The 14,880-nt window shown below is 72.7% G+C and carries 14 protein-coding genes; 10 read left to right on the top strand and 4 right to left on the bottom strand.

What is annotated here, in order from left to right; genetic code table 11:
* Positions 1–9: 9 nt before the first annotated feature.
* Positions 10–1,359, bottom strand: coding sequence for a hypothetical protein (locus OG799_RS03645; protein ID WP_406043071.1), 1,350 nt, complete (start codon positions 1,357–1,359; stop codon positions 10–12).
* Positions 1,360–1,448: 89 nt separating this feature from the next.
* On the opposite strand from OG799_RS03645, the gene murD reads away from it, so the two are divergent.
* Positions 1,449–2,795, top strand: a complete 1,347-nt coding sequence (gene murD / locus OG799_RS03650) for a UDP-N-acetylmuramoyl-L-alanine--D-glutamate ligase (protein WP_406043073.1) — start codon at positions 1,449–1,451, stop codon at positions 2,793–2,795.
* Between the two features lie 26 nt (positions 2,796–2,821).
* Here the strand turns inward: murD and OG799_RS03655 are convergent, their stop codons facing one another.
* Entirely contained in the window at positions 2,822–3,790 is a 969-nt protein-coding gene (locus OG799_RS03655; protein ID WP_406043075.1) for a hypothetical protein, read from the bottom strand.
* A 245-nt stretch (positions 3,791–4,035) separates the two neighbouring features.
* On the opposite strand from OG799_RS03655, the gene OG799_RS03660 reads away from it, so the two are divergent.
* Positions 4,036–5,337 (top strand): aspartate aminotransferase family protein, encoded by a 1,302-nt coding sequence (locus OG799_RS03660; protein ID WP_406043077.1) that lies wholly within the window; start codon positions 4,036–4,038, stop codon positions 5,335–5,337.
* A 56-nt stretch (positions 5,338–5,393) separates the two neighbouring features.
* Complete coding sequence (locus OG799_RS03665; RefSeq protein ID WP_406043079.1) at positions 5,394–6,884, top strand: CoA-acylating methylmalonate-semialdehyde dehydrogenase; 1,491 nt, start codon at positions 5,394–5,396, stop codon at positions 6,882–6,884.
* On the opposite strand, the gene OG799_RS03670 is transcribed toward OG799_RS03665, so the two are convergent.
* Entirely contained in the window at positions 6,856–8,259 is a 1,404-nt protein-coding gene (locus OG799_RS03670; protein WP_406043081.1) for an acyltransferase, read from the bottom strand. The genes OG799_RS03665 and OG799_RS03670 overlap by 29 nt on opposite strands.
* A 203-nt stretch (positions 8,260–8,462) precedes the next feature.
* On the opposite strand from OG799_RS03670, the gene ngcE reads away from it, so the two are divergent.
* The 7 genes from ngcE (at position 8,463) to OG799_RS03705 (ending at position 13,406) form a co-directional block, all read left to right on the top strand.
* Positions 8,463–9,878 (top strand): N-acetylglucosamine/diacetylchitobiose ABC transporter substrate-binding protein, encoded by a 1,416-nt coding sequence (gene ngcE / locus OG799_RS03675; protein WP_406043083.1) that lies wholly within the window; start codon positions 8,463–8,465, stop codon positions 9,876–9,878.
* 67 nt (positions 9,879–9,945) lie between these two features.
* Complete coding sequence (locus OG799_RS03680) at positions 9,946–10,854, top strand: carbohydrate ABC transporter permease (RefSeq protein WP_406043085.1); 909 nt, start codon at positions 9,946–9,948, stop codon at positions 10,852–10,854.
* A complete protein-coding gene (locus OG799_RS03685) occupies positions 10,851–11,759 on the top strand; it encodes a carbohydrate ABC transporter permease (RefSeq protein WP_406043087.1) in 909 nt (302 codons plus the stop codon). Before OG799_RS03680 ends, OG799_RS03685 begins: the two co-directional genes overlap by 4 nt.
* 91 nt (positions 11,760–11,850) lie before the next feature.
* Positions 11,851–12,213, top strand: a complete 363-nt coding sequence (locus OG799_RS03690; RefSeq protein ID WP_406043089.1) for a hypothetical protein — start codon at positions 11,851–11,853, stop codon at positions 12,211–12,213.
* A 90-nt stretch (positions 12,214–12,303) separates the two neighbouring features.
* Positions 12,304–12,678, top strand: a complete 375-nt coding sequence (locus OG799_RS03695; protein WP_406043091.1) for a glyoxalase superfamily protein — start codon at positions 12,304–12,306, stop codon at positions 12,676–12,678.
* Complete coding sequence (locus OG799_RS03700) at positions 12,671–12,985, top strand: ArsR/SmtB family transcription factor (protein WP_406043093.1); 315 nt, start codon at positions 12,671–12,673, stop codon at positions 12,983–12,985. Before OG799_RS03695 ends, OG799_RS03700 begins: the two co-directional genes overlap by 8 nt.
* Positions 12,978–13,406 carry an SRPBCC domain-containing protein gene (locus tag OG799_RS03705; protein ID WP_406043095.1) on the top strand — a complete coding sequence of 143 codons (429 nt, stop codon included), beginning with the start codon at positions 12,978–12,980 and terminating at the stop codon, positions 13,404–13,406. Before OG799_RS03700 ends, OG799_RS03705 begins: the two co-directional genes overlap by 8 nt.
* 419 nt (positions 13,407–13,825) lie before the next feature.
* Here OG799_RS03705 and OG799_RS03710 read toward each other — a convergent pair whose 3' ends face one another.
* Positions 13,826–14,815, bottom strand: coding sequence for an N-acetylglucosamine kinase (locus OG799_RS03710; RefSeq protein ID WP_406043097.1), 990 nt, complete (start codon positions 14,813–14,815; stop codon positions 13,826–13,828).
* Between the last annotated feature and the right edge of the window lie 65 nt (positions 14,816–14,880).

Below are 14,880 nucleotides of genomic sequence, written 5' to 3' on the forward strand. Positions count from 1 at the left end.
GGCGGCGGGTCAGGCCAGGGCGGTGAGGGCCTTGGCGTACGCGGCGGGGACGAAGTTCGGGCCGCCGGGGGTGAAGACGTCCGACGTGGCGGCGGCCGACCAGGCGGTGTCGGGGAGCGCGTCGACCAGGGCGCGGACCACCGGGGCCTCGCGCCACTGCTCCTGCTCGGCGAGGAGGCTCAACGCCACCACCGACTCCTCGACCTCGCCCACGCACTCGAACGGCTTGTGCCCGTCCACCCCGAGCAGCTCCCGGTAGCCGGGGATCTGCGAGGAGTCGGCCAGCAGGTCGCCGCCGAAGATGTGGGTGATCCGTTCGCGCGACATGAACGGCGCCATGGCCAGGAAGACGAACCGGCATTTCGGGCAGTTCCGGCACCAGCGTTCGCTCGCGTCGCGCAGCTTGAAGGCGGCGTTGCAGCTGGTCACCACGTCGTCGTACCGCTCGATCCCGGCGAAGAGCCGGGCGATGTGCAGCTCGGACAGCGAGCGCAGCAGGGAGAAGTACGGCTCGGTGAGCCCGGTGTGCTCCGCGAGGGCGGCTCGCAGCAGCCCCTCCGCCTCGACGCCCTTGGACCACTGGTGGTTGATCTCGTGACCGTTCCAGATCAGGTTCGGGTCGGACGCCGAGCGCTCGTTGGACATCACCACCGGACCGAGGCCGTGCAGCACGGCGGTGGCGACCGCGATCAGCGAGTTGATCGCGGTGACCGGGATGTGCCCGTTCCGCGCGCCGGCCGCGTTGAGGTCGAACAGCACCGGGTCGATCCGCCGCCGCGCCGCGAGGGGCACCAGATCCGAGGCCTGGTTGACCGAGACGATGACGTGGTTCGGGTTGACCGAGAAGGGCACCGGGTCGAAGCCGGCCCGACGCAGCGCCTCCAGGCTGACGATGGAGTCCTTGCCGCCACCGACGGCCGACAGCGGCCGCCGGTCCGAGTCGTCGTACACCCGGGGTGGGGCCACCTCGCCGGCCGGCACCTCCGGTCGCAGCTCCAGCACGTGCGGCAGCTGGTTGCGGTACGCGTATTCGGCGAGGCCCCTGGTGTAGACGGCGGTGACCAGCTCGACGGCGGCCGCGCCCAGCGGGCTCGGCAGCACCAGCCGGTGCGGCGCGGCGGCCTTGTAGTAGCTGACCCCGGCGACCACGTGCAGCAGTTCGAGGACCCGGTTCAGGGTGGCCACGGTCTCGTCCGAGGGCGGCTCGGCCGGCAGCGGCAGGGTGATCACCTCGGTGAACCGCTGCTCGCCGTCCGGGCCGGTGAGGGCGTAGTCGAACAACGCCTCGCCGGTGGCGAAGTCGATCGAGTAGGACGGGAAGGTGAAGGCGTCCATCCGCCGGAGCTGCTCGTTGGGCACACGCCATACTAGGCCCTGGTTCGTCCGGCCGTGTCCGGCTGCGTCGGACCCTGCCCGCCGATCGCCGCCGAAACCCCCGAGGAGAGCTCGTGCGCCTGTCTGACCTGCGCGGACGTACCGTCGCCGTCTGGGGGGCCGGTCGGGAGGGCCGGGCGGCGGTCACCGCGATCGCCGCGCACGGCCCGGCCGACCTGGTCGTCGTCGATGACAGCGCCAACTTCCTCACGCTGCCCTGGGAGGGGCCGCTCGCCGAGGCGGCGCCCCTGGTCACCGGCGAGGAGGGCTTCGACCGGCTGGCCGCCGCCGACGTGGTGGTCCGCTCGCCGGGGGTGCCGAGCACCCACCCGTGGATGGTCGAGCTGCGCCGCCGCGCGGTGCCCGTCACCCAGGGCAGCGCGCTGTGGATGGCCGACCACGCCGATCGTACGGTCGGGGTGACCGGGAGCAAGGGCAAGAGCACCACGTCCAGCCTGATCAGCCACCTGCTGACCGCGATGGACCGGCCCAACGTCTTCGGCGGCAACATTGGCGTGCCGCTGCTCGACCTGCCCGAGGCCGAGCTGTACGTGCTGGAACTCTCCAGCTACCAGTGCGCCGACCTGACCGACTCGCCGCGGGTGGCCGTGGTCACCGCGCTCTTTCCCGAGCACCTCGACGCGCACGGCGGCGAGCGGGAGTACTACCGGGACAAGCTGAACCTGCTCGCGCACGGCCCGCACACCGTGGTGGTCAACGGGGCGGACCCCCGGCTCGCCGTGGAGTTGGGCGACCGCGCGGCCGTCCGCGCCGGCTCGCCGGGCACCACCCACGTCGCCAGCGGCCCGGACGGCACGCCCTGGTTCCACCTGCGGGACGAGCCGCTCTTCCCACGGGCGGTGCTGCCGCTGGTCGGCCGGCACAACGAGGGCAACCTCAGCGTGGCGCTGGCCGTGCTCGACGCGCTCGGCGTCGACGTGGTCGCCCGGAAGGACACCCTCGCGCTCGCCGTCGCCGAGTTCCAGGGCCTCGCCCACCGGCTCACCGAGATCCCCGACCCGTCCGGCCTCACCTTCGTCGACGACACCCTCGCCACCAGCCCATACGCGGCCATGCACGCGATCGACGCCTACGAGGGACGGCCGCTCACGGTGATCGTCGGCGGCACCGACCGGGGCCTGGACTACACCCCGCTGCGGGACCACCTGGCCGAGCGGGAGATCACCGTGATCGGCATCCCGGACAGCGGTCCCCGGATCGTCGAGGCGCTCGCCGGCCTGCCCGCGGTACGCACCGAGATCGCCGACGACCTGGTCGCCGCGGTGGGCCTGTCCCGCAAGCTCACCCCGGCCGGCGGGGTGGTGCTGCTGTCCCCGGCCGCCCCGAGCTACGGCCGGTTCCGCAACTTCGAGCACCGCTCCGAGGTCTTCGCCCAGGCGGTCGCCGACACCGCCCGCTGACGCCGGCCCCGGCGCGCGCCCGCCCGTCAGCCGGCTGGCAGCGCGGCGTGCAGGGCGCGCAGGGAGCGGATCGCCGAGCGGATCTCCTGGAGGTAGCGCCCGGGGGTGAGGGTGGGTTCCGGCACCCGGGCGAGCCCGGTCAGCGCCGGGTCGACGCCGACCGTGTCGATCCGGCAGCCGTACGGCACGGTCAGGGTGCGCAGCGCGTCGCAGTGCTGGAACGGCACGTAGATCGGCGCGGTCACCATCAGCACCGGGTCGCCGGAGCGCAGCCGGACGTGCTCCGCCCAGAACCGCTGGGTGTCGGCGGTGTGCGCCCGCCGCCGCTGCGGCTCGCTGGACGGCGCGGCGAGCACCCGCACCGGGGGCAGCCCGGCCGGCCGGTAGGTCCGCGAGGACCAGGAGTGGTGCGGGTGGCCCCCGTCGTGGCCGTCCTCCTCGGCCGGCGCGGCGAGCCCGAACGCGGCCCGGACCCCGGCGTCGAGCGCGTCGACCTCGGTGTCGCAGCCGGTCACCCCGGCGCCGGCCAGGACCTGCCGCTCCGGCCCGGTCAGGGGGCGGAAGCTGCCGAGCACGGCCACCTCGCCGGTCACCGCCGGGCCGGTGCGCAGCAGGTGGGCGGCGTACGCGACCCGCCGCAGGCAGGCGTGCGCCAGGCCGCCGAGCACCACCAGGTGGGCGTACCGGGGTCGGGGCGGGGGGAGCGCCCGGACCAGGCCGAGCGCGGCGGCCGAGTCCAGGATCAGCACCACCGTGCCGAGGCCGAAGGCGGGTTCGCGGGCGTCGGGGCGTTCCCGGCCCTCCCGGAAGTCCCAGTGCCGGGCCGAGAAGTCGTCCAGCCCGGCCAGCACCGCCGTCAGGTCCCCGGCCGGCCAGTCGCCGCCGAAGTGCCCGACCAGGCCGCGCAGCGGGGGCGACTCCACCCAGGCCCGTACGCCGGCCGCCAGTTCGGCATTGGTGGTCCCGGCCGGCAGTGTCACCTCGACTGTCCGCACCGGCCGGATGCTACCGGCGTCAGGCGGTCCCGTCGGGCCACCGCAGCGCTGCTGCGGAATGAGTGGTTGACCAGCATGATGACGGACGGAAAGGTGAGTGCAGATCACGCTGCACCCCGGAAACCGCAGTGCGCCGGTTGACGCGCTGTCAGGCGCAGACCGTCGCCGCGCTACACAGTGACAGTTGTCCCTGCCGCCGCCCGATGAAAGCGTGCGAGGACGCCAATCGCCTGAAGGGTGCCACGATGACCTCCGACGACCTGCTGGCCCGGCACCGGGCCGTGCTTCCGTCCTGGATGCCGCTCTACTACGACGAGCCGATCGAGCTGGTCGCCGGCTCGGGTCGCCGGGTGACCGACGCCCAGGGGCGCAGCTACCTGGACTTCTTCGGCGGGGTGCTGACCAACATGGTCGGTTACGACATCCCGGAGATCCGGGAGGCGGTGCAGCGCCAGCTCGCCACCGGCATCGTGCACAGCTCCACGCTCTACCTGATCCGGCAGCAGGTCGAGCTGGCCGAGAAGGTCGCGCGGGTCTCCGGCATCCCCGACGCCCGGGTCTTCTTCACCAACTCGGGCACGGAGGCGAACGAGGCGGCGCTGCTGGTCGCCACGAACTACCGCCGCTCGCACCAGATCCTGGCCGTGCGCAACAGTTACCACGGCCGGTCGTACGCGGCGATGGGTGTCACCGGCAACCGGAGCTGGTCGGCGAGCGCGCTGAACCCGCTCCAGGTGGCCTGGCTGCACTCCGGCGAGCGGGTCCGCGGCCTGCTGGCCCGGCTCGGCGCCGAGGACCAGGTCGACGCGGCGGTGGAGGACCTGCGGGAGGTGCTCGCCACCCAGACCGCCGGGGACGTGGCCTGCCTGATCGCCGAGCCGATCCAGGGCGTCGGCGGTTTCGTGCACGCCCCCGACGGGCTCTTCGCGGCCTGGAAGAAGGTGCTCGACGAGTCCGGCATCCTGTTCATCTCCGACGAGGTGCAGACCGGCTGGGGCCGCACCGGCGAGCACTTCTGGGGCTACCAGGCGCACGGGGTCACACCGGACCTGCTCACCTTCGCCAAGGGCATCGGCAACGGCTTCGCCCTGGCCGGGGTGGTCGGCCGGGCCGACGTGCTGGAGTCGGTGCCGGCGATCAGCTTCTCCACCTTCGGCGGCAACCCGATCTCCACCGCCGCCGGCAACGCCGTCCTCGACTACCTGCTCGACCACGACCTCCAGGCCAACGCGGCCCGCGTCGGCGCGATCCTCGCCGACGGCCTGCGGTCCGCGGTGGGCGGCCTCGACTGCGTCGCCGAGGTACGCGGCAAGGGGCTGATGCTGGGCATCGAGTTCGTCCGCCCGGGGACCACCGAGCCGGACCCCGCGATGACGGTCCGGGTCTTCGAGGCGTGCCGGGCCGGTGGCCTGCTCGCCGGCAAGGGCGGCCTCTACGGCAACGTGCTGCGGATGGGCCCGCCGCTGACGCTGACCGAGGACGAGGCCCGCGAGGGCCTGTCGATCCTGGTCGACGCGATCCGCTCCGCGGCGGAGGTGTCCCAGTGAGCGCGAGGAGTGAGCCGGTTCTGCGAGCCCCGCAGTCGCGAACGGAAGGTGGCTCAGTGACCGGCATCGGGCATTTCGTCGACGGGAAGCGGATCTCCGGCAGCGCCGAGCGGCGGGCCGACGTGTTCGACCCGGCCACCGGCCGGCGTACCGGTCAGGTGGAGCTGGCCGGCGCCCCGGACGTCGCACGGGCGGTCGAGGCCGCCGAGCGGGCCGCGCGGACCTGGCGGGACACCTCCCTGGCCAAGCGGACGGCGGTGCTGTTCGCGTTCCGGGAGCTGGTCCACGCCCGCCGCGACCGGCTCGCCGAGGTGGTCACCGCCGAGCACGGCAAGGTGCTCGCGGACGCCGCCGGCGAGGTGCAGCGCGGCCTGGAGGTGATCGAGTACGCCTGCGGCATCCCCTCGGCGCTGCGCGGCGGGTTCAGCGAGAACGTCTCCACCGAGGTCGACTCGTACAGCCTGCGCCAGCCGCTCGGGGTGGTCGCGGTGATCTCGCCGTTCAACTTCCCGGTGATGGTGCCGCTGTGGTTCGTGCCGGTGGCGGTCGCCTGCGGCAACGCGGTGGTGCTCAAGCCGAGCGAGAAGGATCCCAGCGCGGCGCTGCTGCTGGCCGAGTGGTTCGCCGAGGCGGGCCTGCCCGACGGCGTGCTGAACGTGGTCAACGGCGACAAGGAGGCGGTGGACGCGCTGCTCGACCACCCCGGGGTGAAGGCGGTGTCGTTCGTCGGCTCCACCCCGGTCGCCCGGTACGTGCACCAGCGCGGGTCGCTGGCCGGCAAGCGCGTGCAGGCGCTGGGTGGGGCGAAGAACCACATGGTGGTGCTGCCCGACGCCGACCTGGACCTGGCCGCCGACGCGGCGGTCAACGCCGGCTTCGGCTCGGCGGGGGAGCGGTGCATGGCGATCTCCGCGCTGGTCGCGGTGGAGCCGGTCGCCGACGCCCTGGTCGCGAAGATCGCGCAGCGGATGGCCCGGCTGCGTACCGGCGACGGCCGGCGCGGCTGCGACATGGGTCCGCTGGTCACCGCCGCGCACGCGGCGAGGGTCCGCTCCTACGTGGAGTCCGGGATCGCGGCCGGCGCGGTGCCGGTGGTGGACGGCCGGGACGTCACCCCGGACGGCGAGGCGGACGGCTTCTGGCTGGGCCCGACCCTCTTCGACCACGTCACCCCGCAGATGTCGATCTACACCGACGAGATCTTCGGCCCGGTGCTCAGCGTCGTCCGGGTCGGCTCGTACGACGAGGCGGTCGAGCTGGTCAACGCCAACCCGTACGGCAACGGCACGGCGATCTTCACCAACGACGGCGGTGCCGCCCGGCGCTACCAGCACGAGGTGGAGGTCGGCATGGTCGGGATCAACGTGCCGATCCCGGTGCCGATGGCGTACTACTCGTTCGGCGGGTGGAAGGCGTCGCTCTTCGGCGACCTGCACGCGCACGGCGCCGACGGGGTCGCCTTCTTCACCCGGGGCAAGGTGGTCACCAGTCGCTGGCTCGACCCGCGCCACGGCGGGGTCAACCTCGGCTTCCCCACCCAGACCTGAGCAGCCGCAGCACCCCCGCCCCGGCCAGGTACGCCACCAGCGCCGGGGCGGGCAGCCCCAGCGGCTCCGGCGCGACCTTGCGGGTGAGGCTGTTCAGCAGCAGCCCGGCGACCACGCCCGCGTAGCCGGCGACGACGAGCCCGGTGCGCAGCCGGCCGGTGCCCCCGGCGCCGGCCCGCTCGCCCCGGCCGTGGGGTCCCGGCGGCGCCGGACCGCCGGTGGGCGCGGCGGGTGCGTGCCGGCGGCTGCGGGCCTCGATCGGGCCGAAAACGGCGACGAGCGCGGTCAGCACCACGGCCAGGGCGAGCAGCCAGGGCACCCGCCAGGCCCACCAGGTCGCCGTGCCGACCGGCGGGGTGGGCAGCGCGCCGAGCGCGTCGAGCAGGCCGACCAGCAGCACGGCGGCTGTCAGGTGCCAGAGGAAGACGGTGAGCACCACGGCGTTCACCGCGATCACCGCCTGCCACGGGCCGGGGCGGCGCAGCCAGCGGGTGGCCGGGTCGCGTAGCAGCAGGACCAGCCCGAGCTGGGTGGTGGCCACCGCGAGCAGGGCCAGGCTCGGTGGGGCGGCGTTGTCCAGCCGCTCGCCGGGCACGTTGAGCATCACCACCGGGTACGGCCCGACCACGGTCAACAGGACCAACGCGACCAGCCCGCCGGCCAGCAGCGCCAACCCGGCGCGGCGGGAGGTGGGCAGCCGTCGCCGACGCGGTGCGTCCGGGGAGCGGGCGTCGTACCAGGCGAAGCCGAGCTGGTGCACGGCCAGCCAGCCGAACAGGTAGTTCCCGCCGGCCAGGCCGGCCGGACCGAGCAGCCGGCCCAGGTCGCCGAGCGCCACGAGGCCGACCAGCACGAGCGGCACGACCAGCCCGAAGCGGCGGTGCAGCGCGTACATCGGCGGGGTCAGCGGGACGACGATCAGGTAGGCGACGAGGAACCAGAGCGGAATGGTGGCGAACCAGACCACGGTGCGGATCTCGGTGGCGTCGGCGCCGCGCAGCCGGGCGACCGCGGCGCCGACCGCCAGCACCACCAGCAGGGCGGTGGTCGGGCGGGCCAGCCGGGCGCTGCGGTCGACCAGCCAGCCGGTGGCGTCACCGCCCCGGGACCGGCGGGCGGTCAGCGAGGCGGCGTTGGCGTACCCGCCGACCAGGAAGAAGACGGGCATCACCTGGGCCACCCAGGTCAGCGGCCAGGCCCAGGGCAGGTCGCCCAGGGCGGAGTGGCCGGTGGGCCGGCCGGCCCGGTCGTACCCGATGACGGTCACGCCCCAGTGACCGATGACGACCATGGTGATGGCGAGCGCCCGGAGCAGGTCGACGTAGCGCTCCCGCCCCGCCGGCGTGCGCTCGGCGAGCTGCCGCAGGCGGCGCATGGGCCCAGGCTATGCCAGCCGGCGCTGGCCGGTGGTGATAACGGTTCGGTCGTCGGGTCTTGTGATCGGCGTCGCACTGTCGTAGAAATTCTTCAGCAAGATTATGCGAACTGAAGACAAGCAACACACGACACCCCCGTGCCTCGATGCCGCGGCCACCAACCCCCAGACCCGGCCGCCCGTACCCGAACCGAGGAGATGTGATGAACAGGCGTGACATCCTGCGGCGCAGCGCCGCCGCCGGTCTGCTGGCCACTCCCGCCGCCGGCCTGCTCGCCGGCTGCGCCACCTCCGGCGGCGACGACAAGAAAGACGCCGGCGCGTACAAGGGCACCAAGAGCGAGCAGAACCCGCTCGGCGTGAAGGAGGACGCCCCGCTCGAGGTGGTGATCTTCAACGGCGGCTTCGGCGAGGAGTACGCCAAGTCCCACGAGGCCATGTACAAGGCGAAGTACCCCAAGGCGGAGATCAAGCACTCCGCCACCCAGGAGATCAACAAGACTCTCCAGCCGCGCTTCGTCGACGGCACCCCGCCCGACGTGGTGAACAACTCCGGCGCCGGCCAGATCGACTTCAACGGCCTGGTCTCGCAGAACGCCATCGCCGACCTGGGCGAGCTGCTCGCCGCGCCGAGCCTCGACATCCCCGGCAAGACCGTCAAGGACACCCTGCTCCCCGGCGCCGTCGAGGTCGGCTCGTACGACGGGAAGTTCCTGGTCCTCAACTACACGTACACCGCGTACGGCATCTGGTACTCCACCAAGCTCTTCACCGAGCGCAACTGGCAGTACGCGAAGACCTGGGACGAGCACATCGCGCTGTGCAAGCAGATCAAGGCCGCCGGCATCGCCCCCTGGACGTACGCGGGCAAGCACCCGCGCTACATGAGCTGGCCGCTGATCGCCACCGCGGTCAAGTTCGGCGGCCCGTCGGTGGCGATGGCGATCGACAACCTCGAGCCGAACGCGTGGAAGTCCGACGCCATGAAGGCGGCGGCCGACGCCTGGTACCAGATCGTCAAGGACAAGTACATCCTGGACGGCTCGCCGGGCCTGGACCACATCCAGTCGCAGACCGCCTGGTGTCAGGGCAAGGCCGCCTTCATCTCCTGCGGCTCGTGGCTGGAGAACGAGCAGGCGAAGGTCACCCCGGCCGGCTACAACATGACGATCGCGCCGACTCCGAGCCTGGGCAGCGGCGACAAGCTGCCCTTCGAGGCGATCCGGGGCACCGCGGGCGAGCCGTTCATGGTGCCGTCGAAGGCGAAGAACGTCGCCGGTGGCATGGAGTACTTCCGGACGATGCTCTCCATGAAGGGCGCGCAGGACTTCACGAAGAAGGTCTCCAGCCTGACCGTGGTGGCCGGCGCGACCGAGGGGGTCGAGCTGCCGTTCGGCCTCACCAGCGTGGTCAAGGCCCTCGAGGCGTCCGGCAGCAACGGCTTCAACTGGGTCTACAACAACTACTACCGCAAGCTCGAGCGCGAGCTGGTCGACGCCGCCTGCGGCGAGTTCTTCAGCGGCCGGAGCACCCCGGCCGAGTTCCTCGACCAGTGCCAGAAGGGCGCCGACTCGATCGCCCAGGACAGCTCGATCAAGAAGTACAAGCGGGCCGCGTAACGTCCGGGCGGTGGGGGCGGGCGCGTCCCGCCCCCACCGGTCCGTCGCTGGGGAGTAGGTCCTTTTCGTGAGACATGGCAAGTATCCGCTGATCATCACCTTCCTGGTGCCGCCGCTGCTGCTCTACGGCATCTTCGTGCTGTCGCCGTACCTGCAGGCCTTCCAAATCTCCACCACCAACTGGCTGGGCTATTCCCCGGACGCCGACCAGGTGGGGTTGGCCAACTTCCGGACCCTGCTGCACGACGGTCAGGTGTGGAACGCAATCAAGAACAACGCGCTCATGCTCGCGGTGGTGCCGGTGGTCACCATCGGGCTCGGCCTGTTCTTCGCCACCATGCTCAACCTGGGTGGCCGCAAGGGTCGGGCCGGGGTCACCGGGGTACGGGGCAGCGCGGTCTACCGGATGGTCTACTTCTTCCCGCAGGTGCTCTCGGTGGTGATCATCGCGCTGCTCTGGAAGGAGGTCTACCACCCCAACAGCGGCCTGCTCAACGGCGCGCTGCGGGCGCTCGGCCTGCCCGCGCCCACCTGGCTGGGCGACCCGCGTACCGCGTTCTGGTGCGTGCTGGCCGTGATGATCTGGAGCAACGTCGGTTTCTACGTGGTGCTCTTCGGCGCGGCCATGTCTGCCATCCCGCGCGACATCTACGAGGCGGTCATGCTCGACGGGGCGTCGCGGTGGACCACCATGCGCCGGATCACCGTCCCGTTGCTCTGGGACACCGTGCAGGTCGCCTGGATCTACCTGGCCATCGCCGCGCTGGACGGCTTCATCCTGGTCCAGCAGATGACCAACGGCGGCCCCAACTTCTCCTCCGACGTCATCGGCCTGCGGATGTACGAGACCGCGTTCGGAAGCGAGAGCAAGTTCGGGTACGCCTCCGCGATCGGCGTGGTGATGCTGTTCCTGACCCTGTCGGTCGCGGTGTTGGCGCTGCGCACCGCCCGTCGCGATCGGATCGAGTACTCGTGACCACTCTGGATCGGCCCACGACGACGGGGGCGGACACGCCCCGGTCCACCCGCACCGATGATCGGCCGCTGCGCCGTGAGCTGGGCCTCGCCAACATCTTCTCGCACGGGTTCCTGCTGGTCTGGGCCGCGCTGACCGTGCTGCCGCTGCTGTGGATGTTCCTCAGCTCGTTCAAGAGCGATGGCGAGATCCTCTCCGACCCGTGGGGACTGCCCGGCGCCCTACGCTTCGAGAACTGGTCCCGGGCCTGGACCGAAGCGCACATCGGCCGATACTTCCTGAACAGCGCCGTGGTGGTGGCCGGTTCGCTCACCCTGACCATGCTCTTCGGCGCCGCGGCGGCGTACGTCTTCGCCCGGTACGAGTTCCGGGGCCGGCAGATCGTCTACTACCTGTTCGTCGGCGGGATGATGTTCCCGGTCTTCCTCGCCCTGGTACCGCTCTTCTTCGTGGTGCGCAATGCCGGCCTGTTCGGCAGCTGGACCGGGCTGATGCTGGTCTACGCCGCCTACTCCCTGCCCTTCACGGTCTTTTTCCTGACCGCCTTCTTCCGGACGCTGCCCACGTCGGTCGCGGAGGCGGCGCTCATCGACGGGTGCGGCCACTTCCGGCTCTTCTTCCGGGTGATGCTGCCGATGGCGCGACCGGGTTTGATCAGTGTGGCGATCTTCAATTTTCTGAGTCACTGGAATCAGTTCATCCTTCCGCAGGTGCTGATGCAGGGTGACGATTCCAAATGGGTGCTGGCGCAGGGGCTCACCGCGCTCGCGGTCAGTCAGGGCTACCAGGGTGACTTCAGCGGCCTGTTCGCCGGCCTGACCATCGCCACCCTGCCGGTGCTGGCGGTGTACGTCGCGTTCCAGCGACAGATCCAGGTCGGGCTCACCGCGGGCCAGCTCAAGTAGGGTGTCGCCCGCCACAGGAGACGGGGCGGCGGGATCGCTCGGTGCTCCTTTATGGTGGGCCGGCACATTTCACCGGATTGACGGGGATCACATGTTTGAACTTGTCTACGAACTCCTGCTGATGCTGGGTGGCATCGCCCTGATCGTCATCGGTCTCGCGATCCGCGAGCAGGGCACCGGCTCGCGGATCCTGAACCTCGTCGTCGGCCTGGGCTTCTTCGGCTACGGGTTCTACCTGATGTTCCTCGCTCCCGTGGGCACCAGGTACACGGTCTTCTACTACGCCTTCATCCTGCCGGTCCTGCTGATCGTCCGGGCCGTGAAGGCGCGCAAGGAGGCCAAGGAGGCCCAGGCGGCGGCCGGCCACCAGCACGTCGTTCCCGGCCAGGTCTACCCGGCCTCGCCGGGTCAGTACGGCCCGCCCCAGGGCCAGCCGGGCCACCCGACCAACTGACGTCGGTGCCGGAGCGGGCCGGTCGACCTCCGGGTCGGCCGGCCCGCTTCCGGCTTGACCGGTAGGAGATTTCCTACCTATTGTGGCGGCATGACAGTGACCCATGTGCAGCTCGTCTCCGTGCCCGTACGCGACCAGGACCGGGCCCGTGACTTCTACGTCGACGTCCTCGGCTTCGACCTGATCTGGGACAACCCGATGGGCCCCGGCGGCCGCTGGGTGCAGGTCGCCCCGAAGGGGGCGGCGACGGCGTTGACGCTGGTCACCTGGTTCCCCACCATGCCACCGGGTTCGCTCAAGGGCCTGGTGCTGGAGACCGACGACCTCGACGGCGACGTGGCCGCGCTGCGCGGGCGGGGCGTGGTCTTCGCCGACGGCGGCATCCAGACCGCGCCCTGGGGGCGGTACGCCACCTTCGACGACCCGGACGGCAACGGCATCGTGCTCCAGGCCACCCGTGTCTGACGTCTTCGCCGCGCTGGCCAACCCCACCCGACGGGAGCTGCTCCGACTGCTGCTGGAGCGGGGCGAGCAGCCGGTCCAGCAGCTGGCCGAGCACTTCGACATGCGCCGCCCCAGCCTGTCGGAGCACCTGAGGGTGCTCAAGGACGCCGGGCTGGTGGTGGAGCAGCCGATCGGCCGGCAGCGGTTCTACGCCCTGCGCCCCGAGCCGTTGCGGGAGGTCGCCGACTGGCTCGACCCGTACGAGCGGTTCTGGCGCGCCCGTCTCGCCGACCTGCGGGACGTGCTGGACGGGCTGCCCGATGAGTGAGCGGGCGGCCATCGCGGTGGACCAGTTCCTGGCCCACCCACCCGCCAAGGTCTGGCGGGCGCTGACCGATTCTGATCTGCTGGCCCGCTGGCTGATGCCGAACGACTTCTGCCCCGTGCCGGGTCACCGCTTCACCTTCCGCACGCAGCCGCGGCCCGGCCAGGGCTTCGACGGGGTGGTGAGCTGCGAGGTGCTGGAGATCGACCCGCCGCGCCGGTTGCGCTGGGCCTGGCGCGGCGGTCGGCTGGACACGGTGGTCACCTGGACCCTCGCCGTCGAGGGACGGGGCACCCGGCTCTTCCTGGAGCACGCCGGCTTCGACCCGGACGACCCGGTGCAGCGCCGCACCTTCACCCTGCTCGACGGCGGCTGGCGCACCCAGGTCTGGCGCCGGCTCGAGGCGGCGCTGACCGCCGCCTAGTAGCGGCTCGGCGGACGGCGCCGGGCCCGGCCCGCCCGCCGCCCGGCCCGACCCGGGCCGCAGCCGGTACCGGTGCGGGTCGCCTGTGGAGCTGAGTCGTCTGTGATATCGGCGGGCCCGGCGCCCGGCAGGCCGTGGGGGTCAGGGCACGGCCTGCCGGGCGCCGGGTCGTGCGACCCCGGCGGGCTCGGCGCGGTGCGGTGCTGCCCGGGCCCGAACCTGCGCTGAATCGGCTGCGACATCAGCTCCATAGCGTGCGCCGGGCACATCCCCGGGTGCTTCCCGCGGGTGCGCCGCGCGCCGCCCCGCCGCGGGGAACATCCAGGTGTGACCCTGGGTCGGACGCTCGATGCGCGGCAACGTGGCCAGCCCGCGGGCCCCGGCGACCATGGCCATGGCGGGGGTCGCCGACGGCGCCCTCAGGCCGGCGGCAGGACCAGCACCGCGTGCAGCGCGGTCGGGTCGGTCACCTCGGGCAGGTCGCGGGCGGCGAGCCAGGCCGCCGCGGCGGCCCCGTCGCCGGCCGTGCACAGCGGCGCGTCCGGCCAGCGGCGGGCCAGTTCGGCGCGCGCCGCCCCGGCGAGCGGGGTGTCGCCGGTGAGCAGCCCGCCGCCGAGCACCACCGGGTCGGTCGCGCCGGCCGGGCGGATCCGGGTGACGCTCTCGGCGAGCAGCGCGGCGGCCTCGCCGACCAGGTCGGCCCCGGTCGGGTCTCCCTCGGCGGCGGCCGTGACCACCAGCGGGGCGAGCCGGGCCAGCTCCACCGGCGGGCGGCGGGTCACCGCCTGCACCACCGCCTCGGCGGTCGCCCGGGGTCGGGCCGCCACCTCGTTCGTGCCGGTCAGCTCGGCGAGCACCCGGGTGGCGAGGGCGCCCGGCGGCCGGGCCCGGTCCAGGTCGGTCAGCAGCCGTCGGACCGCCTCCCGGCCGAGCCAGAAGCCGGAGCCGGCGTCGCCGAGTAGCCAGCCGTGCCCGTCCGCGGTGCGGTCCAGGCGCAGGTCGCGTACCTGGGCGGCGATCGCGCCGGTCCCGGCGATCAGCACGGTGCCGTCGGGGGCGGCGGTGCCCGACGCGTACGCGACGAGGGCGTCGCCGTGCACCGCGTACGGGCAGCGCAGCCCGGCGTCGTGCCAGGCGCGGTCGAACGCCGCCCGGCCCGCGGGGTCGGCGAGCAGCCGGCCGGCCCCGGCCAGCCCGATGGCGCCGGCGCGCACCCGGGACGGGTCCACCTCGGCGAGCGCGGCCCGCAGGGCCACCAGCAGCTCGTGGGCGGCGCGCTCGGCGCCGTGGCTGGTCGGGTTGCCGCCGCCGGCCCGGCCGGCGCCGAGGCGTACGCCGTCGAGGCGCAGCGCGGCCACGCGGGTGGACGTACCTCCGACGTCGAGGCCGACCACGACGGTGCCGGACATCCGGTGGGCCTCCCTGGGGTCGCTGCTGGGCGGCCTTCATGCTGGTCGGCCGGGCCGGGCGAAGC

The sequence above is a fragment of the Micromonospora sp. NBC_00898 genome, assembly GCF_045207895.1.
Lineage (GTDB): Bacteria > Actinomycetota > Actinomycetes > Mycobacteriales > Micromonosporaceae > Micromonospora.

Excerpts from the sequence above, each read along its gene's own strand:
- OG799_RS03660 (WP_406043077.1), top strand. The coding sequence starts at position 4,036 with ATGACCTCCGACGACCTGCTGGCCCGGCACCGGGCCGTGCTTCCGTCC.
- OG799_RS03670 (WP_406043081.1), bottom strand. The coding sequence starts at position 8,259 with ATGCGCCGCCTGCGGCAGCTCGCCGAGCGCACGCCGGCGGGGCGGGAG.
- ngcE (WP_406043083.1), top strand. The coding sequence starts at position 8,463 with ATGAACAGGCGTGACATCCTGCGGCGCAGCGCCGCCGCCGGTCTGCTG.
- OG799_RS03690 (WP_406043089.1), top strand. The coding sequence starts at position 11,851 with ATGTTTGAACTTGTCTACGAACTCCTGCTGATGCTGGGTGGCATCGCC.
- OG799_RS03695 (WP_406043091.1), top strand. The coding sequence starts at position 12,304 with ATGACAGTGACCCATGTGCAGCTCGTCTCCGTGCCCGTACGCGACCAG.
- OG799_RS03705 (WP_406043095.1), top strand. The coding sequence starts at position 12,978 with ATGAGTGAGCGGGCGGCCATCGCGGTGGACCAGTTCCTGGCCCACCCA.
- OG799_RS03710 (WP_406043097.1), bottom strand. The coding sequence starts at position 14,815 with ATGTCCGGCACCGTCGTGGTCGGCCTCGACGTCGGAGGTACGTCCACC.